This is a genomic window from Mailhella sp., from assembly GCF_057866825.1.
In genome coordinates this window covers 51465-65599 of sequence record NZ_DBMAHT010000002.1, presented here as the reverse complement: position 1 = coordinate 65599, position 14135 = coordinate 51465, and the positions used below count along the sequence as shown (strand labels likewise).

Annotated in this window: 9 protein-coding genes; 4 read left to right on the top strand and 5 right to left on the bottom strand. The window is 61.2% G+C overall.

All coding sequences use genetic code 11. The features are described 5' to 3' along the window. Positions 1-137 precede the first annotated feature (137 nt). From gyrA to ACZM96_RS00885, 4 genes are all read right to left on the bottom strand, one after another. Positions 138-2576, bottom strand: a complete 2439-nt coding sequence (gene gyrA / locus ACZM96_RS00900) for a DNA gyrase subunit A (protein WP_489486736.1) — start codon at positions 2574-2576, stop codon at positions 138-140. A gap of 74 nt (positions 2577-2650) precedes the next feature. Further along, positions 2651-5059, bottom strand: a complete 2409-nt coding sequence (gene gyrB / locus ACZM96_RS00895; RefSeq protein WP_489486734.1) for a DNA topoisomerase (ATP-hydrolyzing) subunit B — start codon at positions 5057-5059, stop codon at positions 2651-2653. Positions 5060-5287: 228 nt separating this feature from the next. Then, the gene (gene dnaN, locus ACZM96_RS00890; protein ID WP_346665598.1) at positions 5288-6454 is read right to left on the bottom strand and encodes a DNA polymerase III subunit beta; all 1167 of its coding nucleotides are present in this window, start codon (positions 6452-6454) and stop codon (positions 5288-5290) included. Between the two features lie 119 nt (positions 6455-6573). After that, positions 6574-7932: a helix-turn-helix domain-containing protein gene (locus ACZM96_RS00885; RefSeq protein ID WP_489486732.1), complete on the bottom strand. Its 1359-nt coding sequence runs from the start codon at positions 7930-7932 to the stop codon at positions 6574-6576. Positions 7933-8246: 314 nt separating this feature from the next. Here ACZM96_RS00885 and ACZM96_RS00880 point away from each other — a divergent pair, with 314 nt between their 5' ends. Both ACZM96_RS00880 and queA read left to right on the top strand, forming a co-directional pair. Continuing rightward, positions 8247-9698 (top strand): M23 family metallopeptidase, encoded by a 1452-nt coding sequence (locus ACZM96_RS00880; RefSeq protein ID WP_489486730.1) that lies wholly within the window; start codon positions 8247-8249, stop codon positions 9696-9698. A gap of 107 nt (positions 9699-9805) precedes the next feature. Further along, positions 9806-10903: a tRNA preQ1(34) S-adenosylmethionine ribosyltransferase-isomerase QueA gene (queA, locus tag ACZM96_RS00875; protein ID WP_489486729.1), complete on the top strand. Its 1098-nt coding sequence runs from the start codon at positions 9806-9808 to the stop codon at positions 10901-10903. A gap of 122 nt (positions 10904-11025) precedes the next feature. Here queA and ACZM96_RS00870 read toward each other — a convergent pair whose 3' ends face one another. Beyond that, on the bottom strand, positions 11026-11679 hold the full coding sequence (locus ACZM96_RS00870; RefSeq protein ID WP_489486728.1) for a class I SAM-dependent methyltransferase: 654 nt from the start codon (positions 11677-11679) through the stop codon (positions 11026-11028). 364 nt (positions 11680-12043) lie between these two features. Between ACZM96_RS00870 and ACZM96_RS00865 the strand changes: the two genes are divergently transcribed. Both ACZM96_RS00865 and ACZM96_RS00860 read left to right on the top strand, forming a co-directional pair. Beyond that, positions 12044-13870, top strand: coding sequence for a 3-phosphoshikimate 1-carboxyvinyltransferase (locus ACZM96_RS00865; protein WP_489486727.1), 1827 nt, complete (start codon positions 12044-12046; stop codon positions 13868-13870). Continuing rightward, complete coding sequence (locus ACZM96_RS00860) at positions 13827-14084, top strand: hypothetical protein (RefSeq protein ID WP_489486726.1); 258 nt, start codon at positions 13827-13829, stop codon at positions 14082-14084. Before ACZM96_RS00865 ends, ACZM96_RS00860 begins: the two co-directional genes overlap by 44 nt. Positions 14085-14135 lie beyond the last annotated feature (51 nt).

Here is a 14135-nt window from a genome sequence, read left to right as displayed (position 1 = left end):
AAACCACCGCCCCCGCAAGAAGTTTGGTTATCGATCGACTGTCGAGTTTTTACGGGAAGACGGGAATCTCTTTCTGTTGCAATTCATTTGACAATCTGCCTCAGAAAGTTCCCTTCCCTCCCCGCACAATCTCTCTCCTATTCTTCCGCATTCTCTCCGTTGTCGGACACGGTGTCGAAGCCGGCGACGCTGGCGCCTTCGTCGAGTTTGACGAGGCGGACGCCCATGGTGGCGCGGCCGACGGAGCGGACTTCGTCCACGCCGAGTCGGATGATCTTATTGGTGGAGGTGAGCAGGATGAGGGAGTCCGTATCGGACACGGGCATGGCGCCGATGACTTCGCCGGTCTTGGGGGAGACCTTGAAGTTGATGAGGCCTATGCCGCCGCGGCTCTGCATGCGGTAGAGGTCTATCTTGGTGCGTTTGCCGTAGCCGAGGGCGGAGACCGTCATGATCATGGTGGAGTTGTCGCCGTCCTTCACGGTGACGCAGGCCACCACGGAGTCGCCACGGCGCAGTCCTATGCCCTTCACGCCGGAAGCGCTGCGGCCCATGGGACGGACGTCGGGCATGGCGAAGCGGATGGCCATGCCGTGGGCGGTGGCGAGCACCACGTGATCGGAATCCGTGACTTCGCGCACGGCGATGAGTTCATCGCCTTCCTTGAGGCCGAGGGCTATCATGCCGCTCTTGCGGCAGCGGGCGTACAGGGAAGCGCTGGAGCGCTTGACCATGCCCTGCTTGGTGGTGAACAGGAAATAGCTCTGCTCGGAGAATTCACGCACGGTAAGGGCGTTGGCCACCCACTCGTCCTTTTCCAGGGGCAGGAGGTTGGCAATGTGCATGCCCTTGGCGGTGCGGCTGCCTTCCGGCACCTGATGCACCTTGAGCTGATGCATGCGGCCCTTGTTGGTGAAGAGCAGCAGGTACTGATGATTGGTGGTGGTGAGGAATTCCTGCACGAAGTCGTCTTCGGAGGTGTGCAGGCCGGCAATGCCCTTGCCGCCTCTCTTCTGCTGCTGATAGTTGGCGAGCGTGGTGCGCTTGATGTAGCCGCGGCGCGACAGGGTGATGACCACGTCCTCGTCGGGAATGAGGTCTTCGATGTCGATGCCGGAAAGCTCGTCCATGACCACTTCGGTGCGGCGGGGCGTGGAGTAGGTGTTCTTGATGTACTGCGTTTCTTCGCGCAGCACGCCGCGGAGCACTTCGGGATCCTCAAGGATGGAGGTCAGGTAGGCGATGAGCTTCTGCAGTTCGCGGAATTCTTCGAGCAGCTTGTCGCGTTCGAGGCCGGTGAGGCGCTGCAGGCGCATGTCGAGAATGCTCTGCGCCTGAATTTCCGTGAAGCCGAAGCGGTTCACCAGGCCGGACTTGGCTTCCTGCGGGGTTTCCGAACCGCGGATGAGCGACACGATTTCATCGATGATGTCGAGCGCCTTGAGCAGACCTTCCACGATGTGGGCGCGGGCCTGTGCCTTTTCCAGATCGAAGCGGGTGCGGCGGATGACCACCTCGCGGCGATGATCGAGGAAGCAGGTGAGGGCCGTGCGCAGATTGAGCTGCTGGGGCTTGTTGTCCACCACGGCGAGCATGTTGATGCCGAAGGAGGTTTCCAGAGGCGTGTACTTGTAGAGCGCGTTGATGACGAGCTCCGGAATGGTGCCCCGGCGCAGATCGAGAATGATGCGTATGCCCTTCTTGTCGGACAGGTCGCGCAGGTCGGTCACGCCGTCGAGCTTGCGGTCGTTCACGAGGGCCGCAATTTTGGTGACGAGCACGGACTTGTTGAGCGCGTAGGGAATTTCGCGGATCACCACGGACTGCTGCCCTTTCTTGCGTTCCTCAACTTCCACGCGGCCGCGCACCTTCACCACGCCGCGGCCGGTGCGGTAGGCGTCGAGCAGGCCCTGACCGGCATACACGAAGCCGGCCGTGGGGAAGTCCGGGCCGTGAACGAGATCGATGAGGTCGTCCACGGTGCAGTCGGGTTCGTCGATGAGGCGCAGGAGCGCGTCGCACAGTTCCCCGAGGTTGTGGGGAGGAATGTTGGTGGCCATGCCCACGGCAATGCCCGAAGAGCCGTTGAGCAGCAGGTTCGGCACCTTGGTGGGGAGCACTTCGGGTTCCTGTTCCGAACCGTCGTAGTTCGGACGGAAATCCACGGTCTTCTTCTCGATGTCGTCCAGAAATTCGGAAGCAAGGCGGGACATGCGCACTTCGGTGTATCGCATGGCGGCGGCGGAGTCGCCGTCGATGGAGCCGAAGTTGCCCTGACCGTCTTCCAGGGGATCGCGCATGTTGAAGTCCTGCGCCATGCGCACGAGGGCGTCGTACACGGCGAAGTCGCCGTGAGGATGATACTTGCCTATGACGTCGCCGACGACGCGGGCGCTTTTCTTGGTGGGCCGGTTGTAGGTGTTGGCCATCTGCGACTGCGCAAAGAGAATGCGGCGATGCACGGGCTTGAGGCCGTCGCGCGCGTCGGGAATGGCGCGGCCTATGATGACGCTGAGCGAGTAGGCCAGATAGGACTGACGCAGCTCTTTTTCTATATCGACTTTAAATTCTGCCACGGTAGGAATCCTTTGGGCGATGGTTGGAAAACGCCCCGGGAAGAGGACCCCTTCGCGGGAAGGGGCCCGGATTGTCAGATGTCGAGATCTTCCATGGAAAGCGCGTTGCGGATGATGAAGTCGCGGCGCAGATCGGCGCGGTCGCCCATGAGTTCCTCAATGGTGTCGGACGCGGCCTGGGCGTCTTCAATGCTGACCTGCAGAAGCGCTCTCTTTTCGGGGTTCATGGTGGTCATTTCCAGCTGTTCGGGATTCATTTCGCCGAGACCTTTGTAGCGCTGGATGTTGAAGCCCTTGCGCGCCTCGGCGTAGGCGGATTCGCGCAGTTCAAAGTAATCCTTGACCTCGCGGCTGGATTCGGAGCTCGAAAGCGTCACGGGGAAGGAACCGCAGGCCTTTTCGAGCTTCGTCCAGACCTGGCGGGCGTGCCGGTACATGCGCGAGTGGAAGAATTCCACGGCAAGGCGCGTGCGATGGCCGCTTCTGTTCTCAAACACCAGGAAGGAACGTTCGTCGTCTTCCAGCTGTTCCACTTCCAGCTTCGCCGCATAGCCCTGTTCTTCCATCCAGGCGCGGAAGTTTTCGGGCAGACCGTTGTCGGCCATGGCGGGCGTGAGTTCTTCGCTGAAGCGGAGGAAGGAGAGGAAAAGCTCGCGCGAAATGGCGGAATTTTCCGCTTCGGTCATGGATTTTTCAAGGTCGTCGATGTCCTTGAGCAGGCCGATGAGATCGCTCCCGCGATAGGTTCTGCCGTCGGCGGTGGTCACGGACACGCCGTCGGCCAGGCGCTGAAGCAGAAATTCGTCGAGCTCGTTGTCGTCCTTCAGGAACTTGATGGTGTTGCTGCCCTTCTTGATGCCGTAAAGCGGAGGCTGGGCGATGTAGATGTGCCCTTCCTCGATGAGCTTGGGATAGTAGCGGAAGAAGAAGGTGAGCATGAGCGTGCAGATGTGCGCGCCGTCCACGTCGGCGTCGGTCATGATGATGATCTTGTGGTAGCGCAGCTTGGAATAGTCCATGTTGTCGCCGATGCCCACGCCCATGGCCGTGATCATGTTCTTGATTTCTTCGCTGGCGAGCATGCGGTCGAAGCGGGCGCGCTCCACGTTCAGGATCTTGCCGCGCAGCGGCAGAATGGCCTGCGTCATGGGGTTGCGGCCCTGCTTGGCGGAACCGCCTGCGGAATCGCCTTCCACGATGAACACTTCGCATTCCGAAGGATCCTTGCTCTGACAGTCGGCAAGCTTGCCGGGCAGGGAGTTGTCGGAAAGCGCGCCCTTGCGGCGCACGAGCTCACGGGCGCGACGCGCGGCTTCGCGGGCGCGGGAGGCTTCGGTGGCCTTTTCGATGATGACTCGGATGTCCTTGGGGTGCTCCTGGAAATACACGTCGAGCGCGTTGTACACCACGCCGTTCACGATGCCCACCACTTCGCTGTTGCCGAGCTTGGTCTTGGTCTGACCTTCAAACTGCGGCTGGGGGAGCTTCACGCTGATGATGGCCGTCAGGCCTTCGCGCACGTCGTCGCCGGAAAGGCTGTCGCCCTTGAGCTTCTTCTGCAGGTCGGGCTGGCTCTTCACGTAGTTGTTGATGGCGCGGGTGAGCGCGGTCTTGAAGCCGGCCAGATGCGTGCCGCCCTCGTGCGTGCGGATGTTGTTTGCAAACGTGAGCGTCTTTTCGTTGAAGCCGGAATTGTACTGAAGGGCGAAGTCCACCGTCACGTTGTCCTGCACGCCTTCGCCGCTGATGATGGGATGCAGGCCGGTCTCGTTGCTGTTCAGATCCTTCACGAACTGCTCAAGGCCGCCTTCGGCGTGATAGGTGTGGGTTTCGTTGGTGCGCTCGTCGTTGCAGATGATGGTCAGGCCCTTGTTGAGATAGGCCAGTTCCTCGAAGCGCTTCTTCAGAATGTCGAAGGAATAGACGGTGGTCTCGAAAATTTCTTCGTCGGGCAGAAAATGCACGGTGGTGCCGTGCCCTTCGGCGTCGCCCAGGGGTTCCACCTTGGTGACGGGCACGCCGCGCTCGTAGCGCTGACGCCAGCGCTTGCCGTCGCGGCGGACGATGACTTCCAGCCAGCTCGACAGCGCGTTCACGCAGGAGACGCCCACGCCGTGCAGACCGCCGGACACCTTGTAGGCGTTGTTGTCGAACTTGCCGCCTGCGTGCAGCTTGGTCATGACCACCTGAACGGCGGGAATGCGCAGCTTGGGATGAATGTCCACGGGAATGCCGCGGCCGTTGTCGCGCACGGTGACGCTGTTGTCCACGTGCAGGATGACCTCAATCTTGTTGCAGTAGCCGGCCATGGCTTCGTCGATGGAGTTGTCCACCACTTCGTACACGAGGTGATGAAGACCACGGCTGTCCGTGCTGCCTATATACATGGCCGGGCGCTTGCGGACCGCGGCCAGACCTTCCAGAACCGTGATGGCGGACGCGTCGTAAGAATTCTTGCCGGACCGGAGATTTTCCTGGGTCATGTGAGTTCCTGAATGATATTGGTTGGCCCCTTCGGGGCGTCGTAGAGTTTTTCAGTATATACGAAAACGATGAAAACTTCAAACCCCTGTGCAGGGGATGGGCGCGAGCCCCAAATCGGCGCAGACAGGCTGCTGAGGGCTCTAAAGCGGACGGTCGGTCCGAAAGTTCCCGTTGCGGGGAACGGAGCGGACCGACCGGAGCGCATGTTTACCTTTTGGGAAACCCGACTATTCCTCTTCCGTATAATAGGAGGATTCGGCAATCTTCATGGGCATGAGAATGACGGTGTATTCCGCGTCTTCGGAACCGGTGATGCCGCAGGGGCCTTCGGCTCCGGTGAACACGTAGTGCAGGCTTGCGGACTGGAAGTGTCCGAGAATGTCCATGAGGCTGCGCGTGGGGAAGGCGATGAGTTCCAGATCGCCCTTGAAGGTGCCTTCCAGATGTTCGGTGGCGGAACCGGTTTCCTGACCCTGCGCGGAAAGTTCCACTTCCTGCGGAGAGAAGCGGAAATAGGTGCAGCGGTCGCTGTCGTTGTTGAAGATGAGCAGACGGTCGAGGGCGTTCAGCGTTTCGCGGCGGTCCACGTCGAGCTGCGAGGTGTTGTCGCCGTCGAGTCTGGCCAGGAAGCTCAGATGATCGGGATAGCTGAAGTTGGCGCTGCGGGGAATGCTCAGCGTTTCGCTGCCGGAACCGGTGCGGATGTGGAAACGGCGTTCGCTGATGTTCAGCATGACTTCGTCGCTGCCGAGCCACTTGCGCAGTTCGTTGACGTATTTCTTCTGAATGAGCAGACCGTTTTCAGGAAGCAGATTCGCAAGCGCGTCGTTGATGAAGCGCACCATGGCGAACTGATGACCGTTCAGACCGCACACGTCCACCTTTCCGGCGTCTCCGGCCTTGAGGTACAGGCAGGCCAGTCCTTCGGCGCTGTCGTCGTCGCTGATGCAGAAGGCCACCCTGTCGATGATGTCCTGGAAGAAGTCGCCGGACCAGAGCACCGCGCCTTCTTCGGGGAAGGGAGGCAGAGGCTGGAACCATACCGGATCCACGGTGGGCAGCTTGTAGGAACGGCGTCCCTGCTCCACGGAAAGAATGTGCGATTCCTCGTCGAGACGAAGGCTGATGTCGCCGCCGGGCAGACGACGCAGAAGTTCCACGAAGGCGCGGCCGTTCACGCCCGCCGTTCCCTCTTCCTTGATCTCCGCGGGATACGTGCCGGTGAACTCGATGTTCACATCCGTGGACATGATGGTGAGTCTGTCGCCTTCGGGAGTCTTCACGGCCTGAAGCCAGATCGAACGCAGATACGCGGCTCCCGCCTTGCTGGGAATGATGGATGCCGCCTTCTGCAGGCCTTCAATGATTTGTTCCTTTTTTACGGTTAAATACATGTCTTTTCCTTGTAGTAGAAGGTTTAAAGTCGTCAGTTTGTTCCTATCTGAATCAACATTTTGATTTTATTGAATTTTATAGGAACAAAAACAGGAACCGCGAGGAAGAGAACGCACATTCAGAGCATCTGCGGAGCCTCTGAAGCGCTGTTTGCGCACTGTTTCGTCAGCTTTGTGATCAGCATGTGCACATCTTTGTTCGTAACTTTGAGTTTTTCAATCTTTTTCACAGCATACATGATGGTGCTGTGATCCTTGCCGCCGAAGATGAGTCCGAGCGAGGGATAGGACTCGCCGAGCAGTCTGCGGCAGAGATACATGGCTATCTGCCGAGGCTGAGAAAGTTCCTTGTTTCTAGTGTTTTCGCGCAGTTGCGCCGAAGTGCAGCCGTAGTTCGAGGCCACGGCCGCGAGTATGGAATCCACGTCTGCGGGCGCGGCCGGAGCGAAGTGTTCGAGAATGCGTTCCAGCTCTTCGGAAGAGGGCATTCTGCCGTCCTGTTCGTAACGCATGCGCACATGTTCCAAAATGCCCTGAATGTGGCGCAGCCGCAGGCAGCGCCGCGCGAGCAGAAAGGCCGTGGGCCGGTGTTCGGGGAGCCCGGAGCGTTCCATGAACATTTGTGCAAAGCGCATGCGCACGTCGAGATCGGGTTCGGAAAGGTGCAGGGCGAGATGGGAACAGAGGCGGTCGTGCAGCTCCGGCATGAGGGAACATTCCTGCGACATGGTGCCCAGAAAGAAGACGCGCTTGTCCAGGCTGTCCAGCAGAGCGGAGAGTTCTCTCTGCGCGGAGGGCGAGTTTTCAAGAAACTGCAGATCGTCGATGACCACGGCGTCGAGACCGTGCGCGAGCCGCAGAAAAACATCCGGGCAGCGGCGGGCGCGGGCGAGCAGTTCGCTGCCGGAAAGAAAGACGGCCCGTCCGTGAAAGCGTTCGCTGAGAAAACGGAAGGCGGCGCAGGCCAGGTGACTTTTTCCCGTGCCGGAAGCGCCGCGCAGAAGCATGGTGCGGGGAGCCTGCCGCAGGGCGGCGCGAAAGAGGCGCAGGGCGTCGCGGTTGCGGCCGCTCACGAGAAAGTCGTCGAAACCGGCGGAGGGCAGAGGCGCGGGCGACACAGGCCCGGAAAGGGGAGAAAAGGCGGCGGGAGCGCCCTGCGGCCATTCGTAGCGCAGGGCCGTGCGGCTGCCGAGCAGACTGCGCGCGGCCTTTTCCAGATCCGCGCGTCCGCGCTTGTCGAACCAGCGGAAGAAAAGCTCGTGGGGCATGGACACGGTGAGCACTCTGTTCTCGCCGTCTTCCAGCCGGAAGATGAGCGGAAGGAACCAGTCCGGCGTGCCGCCGCCGAGACGACGGCGAAGCAGGCTTCGCACCTGTGCGCCGTCGGCACTATGAAGCGCGGAAAGAGCGGGGGAGCCTTCTCCTGCGGAATCTTCGGTCCTGTCGGCGGTCCGGGGAAAGCTGGAAAGAACTTTCATGCGTGTTTCGGACGGATGTTTTGCTTTGAGAAAAGATGGTGATTGATATGTGCAACTATCTGACATTTCAGATGAATACATATCATGTCGCCCGTGGTCGGCCAAAGGCGCGCAGACTGCCGGGCATAAAAATTTTTACCAGAAAACGCTTGCATAAACAAGCAGTTTCTTGCTTATATACCTGTGGAGCGTTAAGCTCCTTTTCTTTTCTCTGCACTGAAAAATACGAAGCGTCTGACGTTATGATAAAAAAATATCAAATATTCCGCACGCTGTCTGCGCGCGTGCTTTGTTGTGTCCTTATCGGATCGGCCGTGGCCGCGGGAGCATGGCTGTTTTCCCGTGAAGACGAGATTCCCGGCTGGCTGATGTCCGAAAACGGCGCGGAGCTGCTGTTGCAGGCCGTGAAACCGCATGATTTTTCTCTCGGCTCGGATGTGCCGGTGCCGGATGAGACGCGTCTTGCCACTCTGGGCAGCGGGCTTTCCTGGATGCGGGATTTCTGGAGCGAGGGCGGTCTCACTTCCGGCGAGGACGCCGAAGCCGCGCCGCGCTACGACGATTCGCTCAGCGCCTTCCTTTCTTCGAGGGGGGACATGTGCATTCCGAACTATTCCGAAGCCGTGCCGTGGGAGGAGGACTCGCGCTACATGGTGGAGGATTCCGGCTGCGGCACGCAGATGTTCCGCAGCGCCGTGCGCAGCGGCGACAACGCGGGTTCCCTCTTCCTCCGCTGGCTGGACAACAACGAGACCGATCAGGCCGTGAAGGCGGCTTCGTCGGTGTATTCTCTCACGAAAATCATGCCCGGCCATCTGTTCAGCGTGGAGCGCGACAAGGACAGCGGACAGGCCAGCCGCTTTTTCTATGACATCGACGAAGAGAGCCGTCTGGTGATCGAGAGGGCCGAGAACGGATTTTCGGCCCGCGTGGACGTGTTTGAATTCGACACGAAGCTCGTCAAGGTGAGCGGCGTTATCCGGTCTTCGCTGTTCGAGGCCATGGCCGACGCCGGGGAATCCGCCAATCTTGCCGTGCGTCTGGCCGACGTGTTCAGCCATCAGATCAACTTCGTGAACGAGGTGCAGGAAGGCGACACCTTCGAGTTCGTGGTGGAAAAGAAGTATCTCGGCGACGATTTCCGCCGTTACGGCGACATTGTGGCGGCCCGCTTCGTCAACAACGGGGAGACCTTTGAGGCGTTCCGCTTCGTGGACGAACAGGGCCGCGCCCGTTACTACGCCGCGGACGGCAGCTCTCTGGAAACCGAATTTCTCAAGGCTCCGCTCAACTTCACCCGCGTAAGCTCCGGCTACACCATGCACCGCCGTCATCCCATCTTCGGCAAGGTCCGCCCGCATCAGGGCGTGGACTACGCCGCGCCCCGCGGCACGCCCGTGAAGGCGCTCGGCGCGGGCAAGGTGACGTTCAAGGGCTGGAGGAGCGGCTACGGCAACACGCTCGTCATCCGTCACAGCGGCGGCATCGAAACGCAGTACGCCCATCTTTCCCGGTTTGCCTCTTCTCTCAAGGTGGGGCAGAAGGTCGATCAGGGCGAAGTGGTGGCCTTTGTGGGCGCCACGGGCACGGCCACCGGCCCCCATCTGGATTTTCGCGTCATGAAGAACGGCAAGTTCGTGCACCCCGACAGTCTTTCCGGCGCGCGTTCCGAACCGGTGTCCAGAGCAAGCCGCAAAAGCTTCCTCCAGACCGTGGCGAGCGCCCGCTCCCTGCTTGACAGCAACGCCGCCGTGGCGGAAAAGTAATCCGATTTTTTTGCTTGTATCGAAGGCTGGCGCCGTCTCCCGAAAGCGGGGCGCGCCAGCCTTTCCGTCCCCATATTTTTGAAGGCCTGCAAGGGCATGGAACAACAATGAACGAATCCGACTTTCAGCTGTCGAGCTACAACTATGATCTGCCCGAGGAACGCATAGCCCAGTATCCTCCCGAAAAGCGCGGCGCGTCGCGCCTCATGGTGCTGGATAGGGCGAGCGGAAAAAACATTCATTCCACGTTTTCTCATCTGGGCGATTTTCTGCCCGAGGGCGCGTTGCTTGTGGCCAACAATTCCTGCGTGGTTCCCGCGCGTCTGTTCGGACATCGTCCCACGGGCGGCAAGGTGGAACTTCTGCTGCTCACGCCGCCTCCGCTGCTCAAGGCCTGCGCCTCGCTCGGTGCCGACGGCTGGAGCCGTGCGCAGGCCGAAGTGCTCTTGCGCCCCTCCCGCAGCATTCACGTGGGCGACCGCCTCGTGTTCGGCGACGACATCGCCGCCGAAGTGCTCAGGAAAAAGGAATTCGGTCAGCACGACGTGACGCTGTGCTGGAAGGGCGATCTTGTGGAGTGCATGCGGCGCATAGGCAAGCTGCCTCTGCCGCCGTACATCAAGCGCGAGCAGAGCAGCGAGGACATGGCCCGCTATCAGACCGTGTACGCCGACAGGGAAAAGTCCGGCAGCGTGGCCGCGCCCACGGCGGGACTGCATTTCACCGATGAGCTTCGCGAAGAGCTGCGTCAGCGGGGCTTCGGCTGGGCGGAAGTGACGCTGCACGTGGGCTACGGCACGTTCAGCCCCGTGCGCGAGCAGGACATCCGCGAGCATCCCATGCACAGCGAGTACGTGGAAGTGTCGCCGGAAACCGCGGCAGTCATCCGTGAGGCAAAGGCTTCCGGGCGCCCCGTGGTGGCCGTGGGCACCACGTCCTGCCGCACCATGGAAGGCTGCGCCGCGCAGAACGGCGGCGTCATTCCCGAAGGCGGCTGGCACGGCTGGACCAATATCTTCATCTATCCGGGCTTCCGCTTTCAGGTGGTGGATCATCTCATCACCAATTTCCACCTGCCCGAATCGTCGCTCATCATGCTGGTGGCTGCTCTCTGCGGCAGAGAGCGCATTCTTTCCGCCTACGCCGAGGCCGTGAAGGAAAAGTACCGCTTCTTCTCCTACGGCGACGCCATGTTCGTGCGCTGACGCCGTTTCCATCATCGCTCTCCGGTGCTTCCGCGCGGGCGATGTTCGGCCTGATCTGAAAAAAAAAGACTCTCCGCATGCGTGCGGAGAGTCTTTTGCGTTCTTGAAGCAGGGCGGGGGCGTTACTTCGCGATTTCCCAGATGGTGACGGGCACCGGCACTTCCTGTTCGGTGAGCGGCGAAACGGGAAGGGAGCAGATGCGCTTGTGGCGGAGCTTGTGTTCGGGCAGCGCGTCGAGAAGGTGATGGAACACGTCCCTGCCGGGTTCGGATATCCACGCGCGGCCGCCGCTTTTCAGCATGGCGGAAAGAAAGGCGGCGATGGGGTGGGCGAAGTCCTTTTCGTACATGATGTCGCCGGCCCAGATGCGGTCGAAGCTTGCGGGCGGCAGCGTGGGATTCCGCCAGTCCATGACCTCGAAGCGCACGCCTTCCACGCTGTTGAGCACGGCGTTGACTCTGGCGTATTCCAGCGCCTCCGGCTCGTAGTCCATGGCGGTGACGTTCGCCCCGAGCCAGCGCCCGAGCAGCGCCGTGAATCCCAGGCCGCAGCCCATGTCGAGGCAGTTTTTGCCGCGTATGTCGTCCTGCATTTCCGCGAGCCACCCGGCCAGCGCCAGGGAAGAAGGCCATATTTCATTCCAGTAGGGCAGGTGGGCTTCTTCGCCTTCCTTCTGGTCCATGGCGGCCCAGAGCTTGTCCATGTCGGCGCGGCGGATGTGCCAGAGTCGGCCGCAGGACTGGAATATCCTGTCGAAGGGGGTAAACTGTTCCATGATGGTTCCTCAAGGCGACGTGACGTTGATGTTCGTAAATCCCGCAGGCTCGGCGAAGCGGCAGGGACGCGGCTTTGCCTTGGGCGTGTCAGAAGGCACGTCGGCGGACCTGCGCGGGCCGTCCGGGGCGGGCGGCCGCAGTATAGTCCTTTGTTGCTCCGGCGTGAAGCGCGCCGCGGGGGGCGTCCCAAAAGACTTGCCGGGGCGCGGCAATAGGGGTATCATGCCTGTTCACCATGACTTTTCGCGTAGGAAAAGTCGGTTTACGGGGTGAACATCCGGGGCGTCGGCTTCGCTTTCTGCCCCTTTTGAAACGACGTGCGCGCCTGCCGACGCGCCACGCACAGAGCAAAGCAGGTTTGACATGGATAATAGGGGCGAGGATAGAAAGGATTTCGCCAGGCGTTCCTTCAGAAAAAATGACGGCGAACGCGGCGAAGGCCGGCGTCAGGAACATTCGGAAAATTTCCGCCCGCGTCGATTTGAACGCGGCGACGACGAGCGCCGCGAAGGGCGCAGAGACTTCAAGAAGGACGGCTACCGCATGCGTTCGGACCGCGGCGTGTCCCGCGGCCGTGAACTCGGTGCGCTCATGGATCTGGACAACGACATTCTGCATCTTGTGATGCGCCGAGCCCAGATGCTCGCCCGCCTGCGCCGCGGCGGACGCCTCGCTCCCGAGACGGAAAAGACCCTGCGCACCGCGTGGGAAAGCAAGGCCGCGCGTCTTGCCCGCGACAACCGTCTTTCCCGCGATCTTTTCGTGCTGCTCCAGACCATCGAGCCCCTGACCCGCATGGAAGAGGAACAGGGCTTCTACAATCTCGCTCCCAACGGCGAAGCCGTGGACATTCAGATTCCCGCGCCTTCCGACACCGTGGCCGCCCGCTGCTGGCTGGCCGTGGCCGCCGCCGCCGGACAGGTGACCCGCGTTTCCCGCGTGCCGCTGACCGACGCCGTGGTGAGCGGCGTGAAGGCTCTCAATCAGATAGGCGGTCAGCTCTGGTGGGAAGAGAACGGCGACGTGCAGAGCCGCGGCGGCAACGGTCTTGCCCGCAACATGGACAAGGTGGTCCACATCGGCGACGACGCCTTCAACCTCTGGCTTGTCGTGGCGCTTTGCCTGGGCATGCCCGCGCGTCTCAAGCTCACCGGCGACAGCTCCCTGCGTTTTCTCGATCTTGCGCCGCTGCGCCACTTCCTGCCGCAGCTCGGCGTGCGTCTGACCAACGTCATTCCCTCGCAGGACGGTCTGCCCGTGCGCATGGAGTGCTCCGGCCTCATTCCCCGTCAGATCCGTCTGGCCGACGATCTGCCCGAAGACTTCGTGGCCGCGCTCGTGCTGGCCTCCGCGTTCTGGGACACGAGCTGCCGCCTGACGCTTCCCGAACATGAACCCCGTCTGCTGCCGCTGGTGCTGGACGTGCTTTCCGGCTGCGGCATGAAGGTGGAAAAGAACGGCCGCGACATTCTTGTGGAGCGCGGCGAGCTTTCCGTTCCCGCCGAGCCCGTGGTGCCCATGGACGCTTCCGTGGCTTCCGTGGTGCTCATGTTCCCCGGCTTCAACGGCGGTCGCGCCGTGCTCGAAGGCGTGTGGGGCAACAGCGAGTCCGCTTCGCTTGTGGAAAAGATTCTGCGCGGCGCGGGCCTCAACGTGAAGTACGGCGCGAACAGGGTGGAGTGCTCCGGCAAGGAGCGCGAAACCTCCGCTCCCGCGCCCGAGGTGATGCGCGACGTTTTGGAACGCTGCCCCGAACTTCTGCCGCTTTGCGTCGTCATCATGGCGGCCGCGGCGCACGAAGGCGCGAAGGTCTCCCTGCCCGAGCTTTCCGAAGAGAATCGTCACCTCGTCACGGCCTTCCTCTCCCGCTGCGGCGTGGAGGAGAAGGACGGCGTTCTCGTTCCGGTGGAAGAAACCGTGCCCGGCTCGTGGGTGGCTCCTTCCGCGCAGTGGGCCATGGCCTATGCTCTGGGGGCGTTCCTGAAGCCCAATCTGCACCTGTCCAATCCCGGCGTGATGACCGGTCTTTTCCCGGCCTTCTGGAACATGTACAACACCCTTCCTCATCCTGAACTGAAACGCAAAGTCGAGCAGGAGCCTGAAGATGCCAAACCCTCGCGCAGAAGAGTCATCGCCCATGGAGTCTATGGAGAGCTTCCTCCAGAAACCGCTTCCGGAGACGATTTCTGAGCTTGAGGCGCAGATGGCCGTCATCGGCGCGGTGCAGAAGGAGTGCGACAGAAAAATCCGGGAGCTCATGGCCGCCGAGGACATAGCCAACGGCATTGTGTTCCCGCAGGAAATTCACGAACTTCACCAGCAGAAAAACATGCTGGAAACGCACATGCAGTACCGCCGGGTGCGCATCAACCGGCTCAGGCTGTACAAGGGACTAGCGAGATAGTCCGGGCAGGGAGCGCAGGGGCCGAAAGGCGTTTTGCTTTCGGAAGGGGAA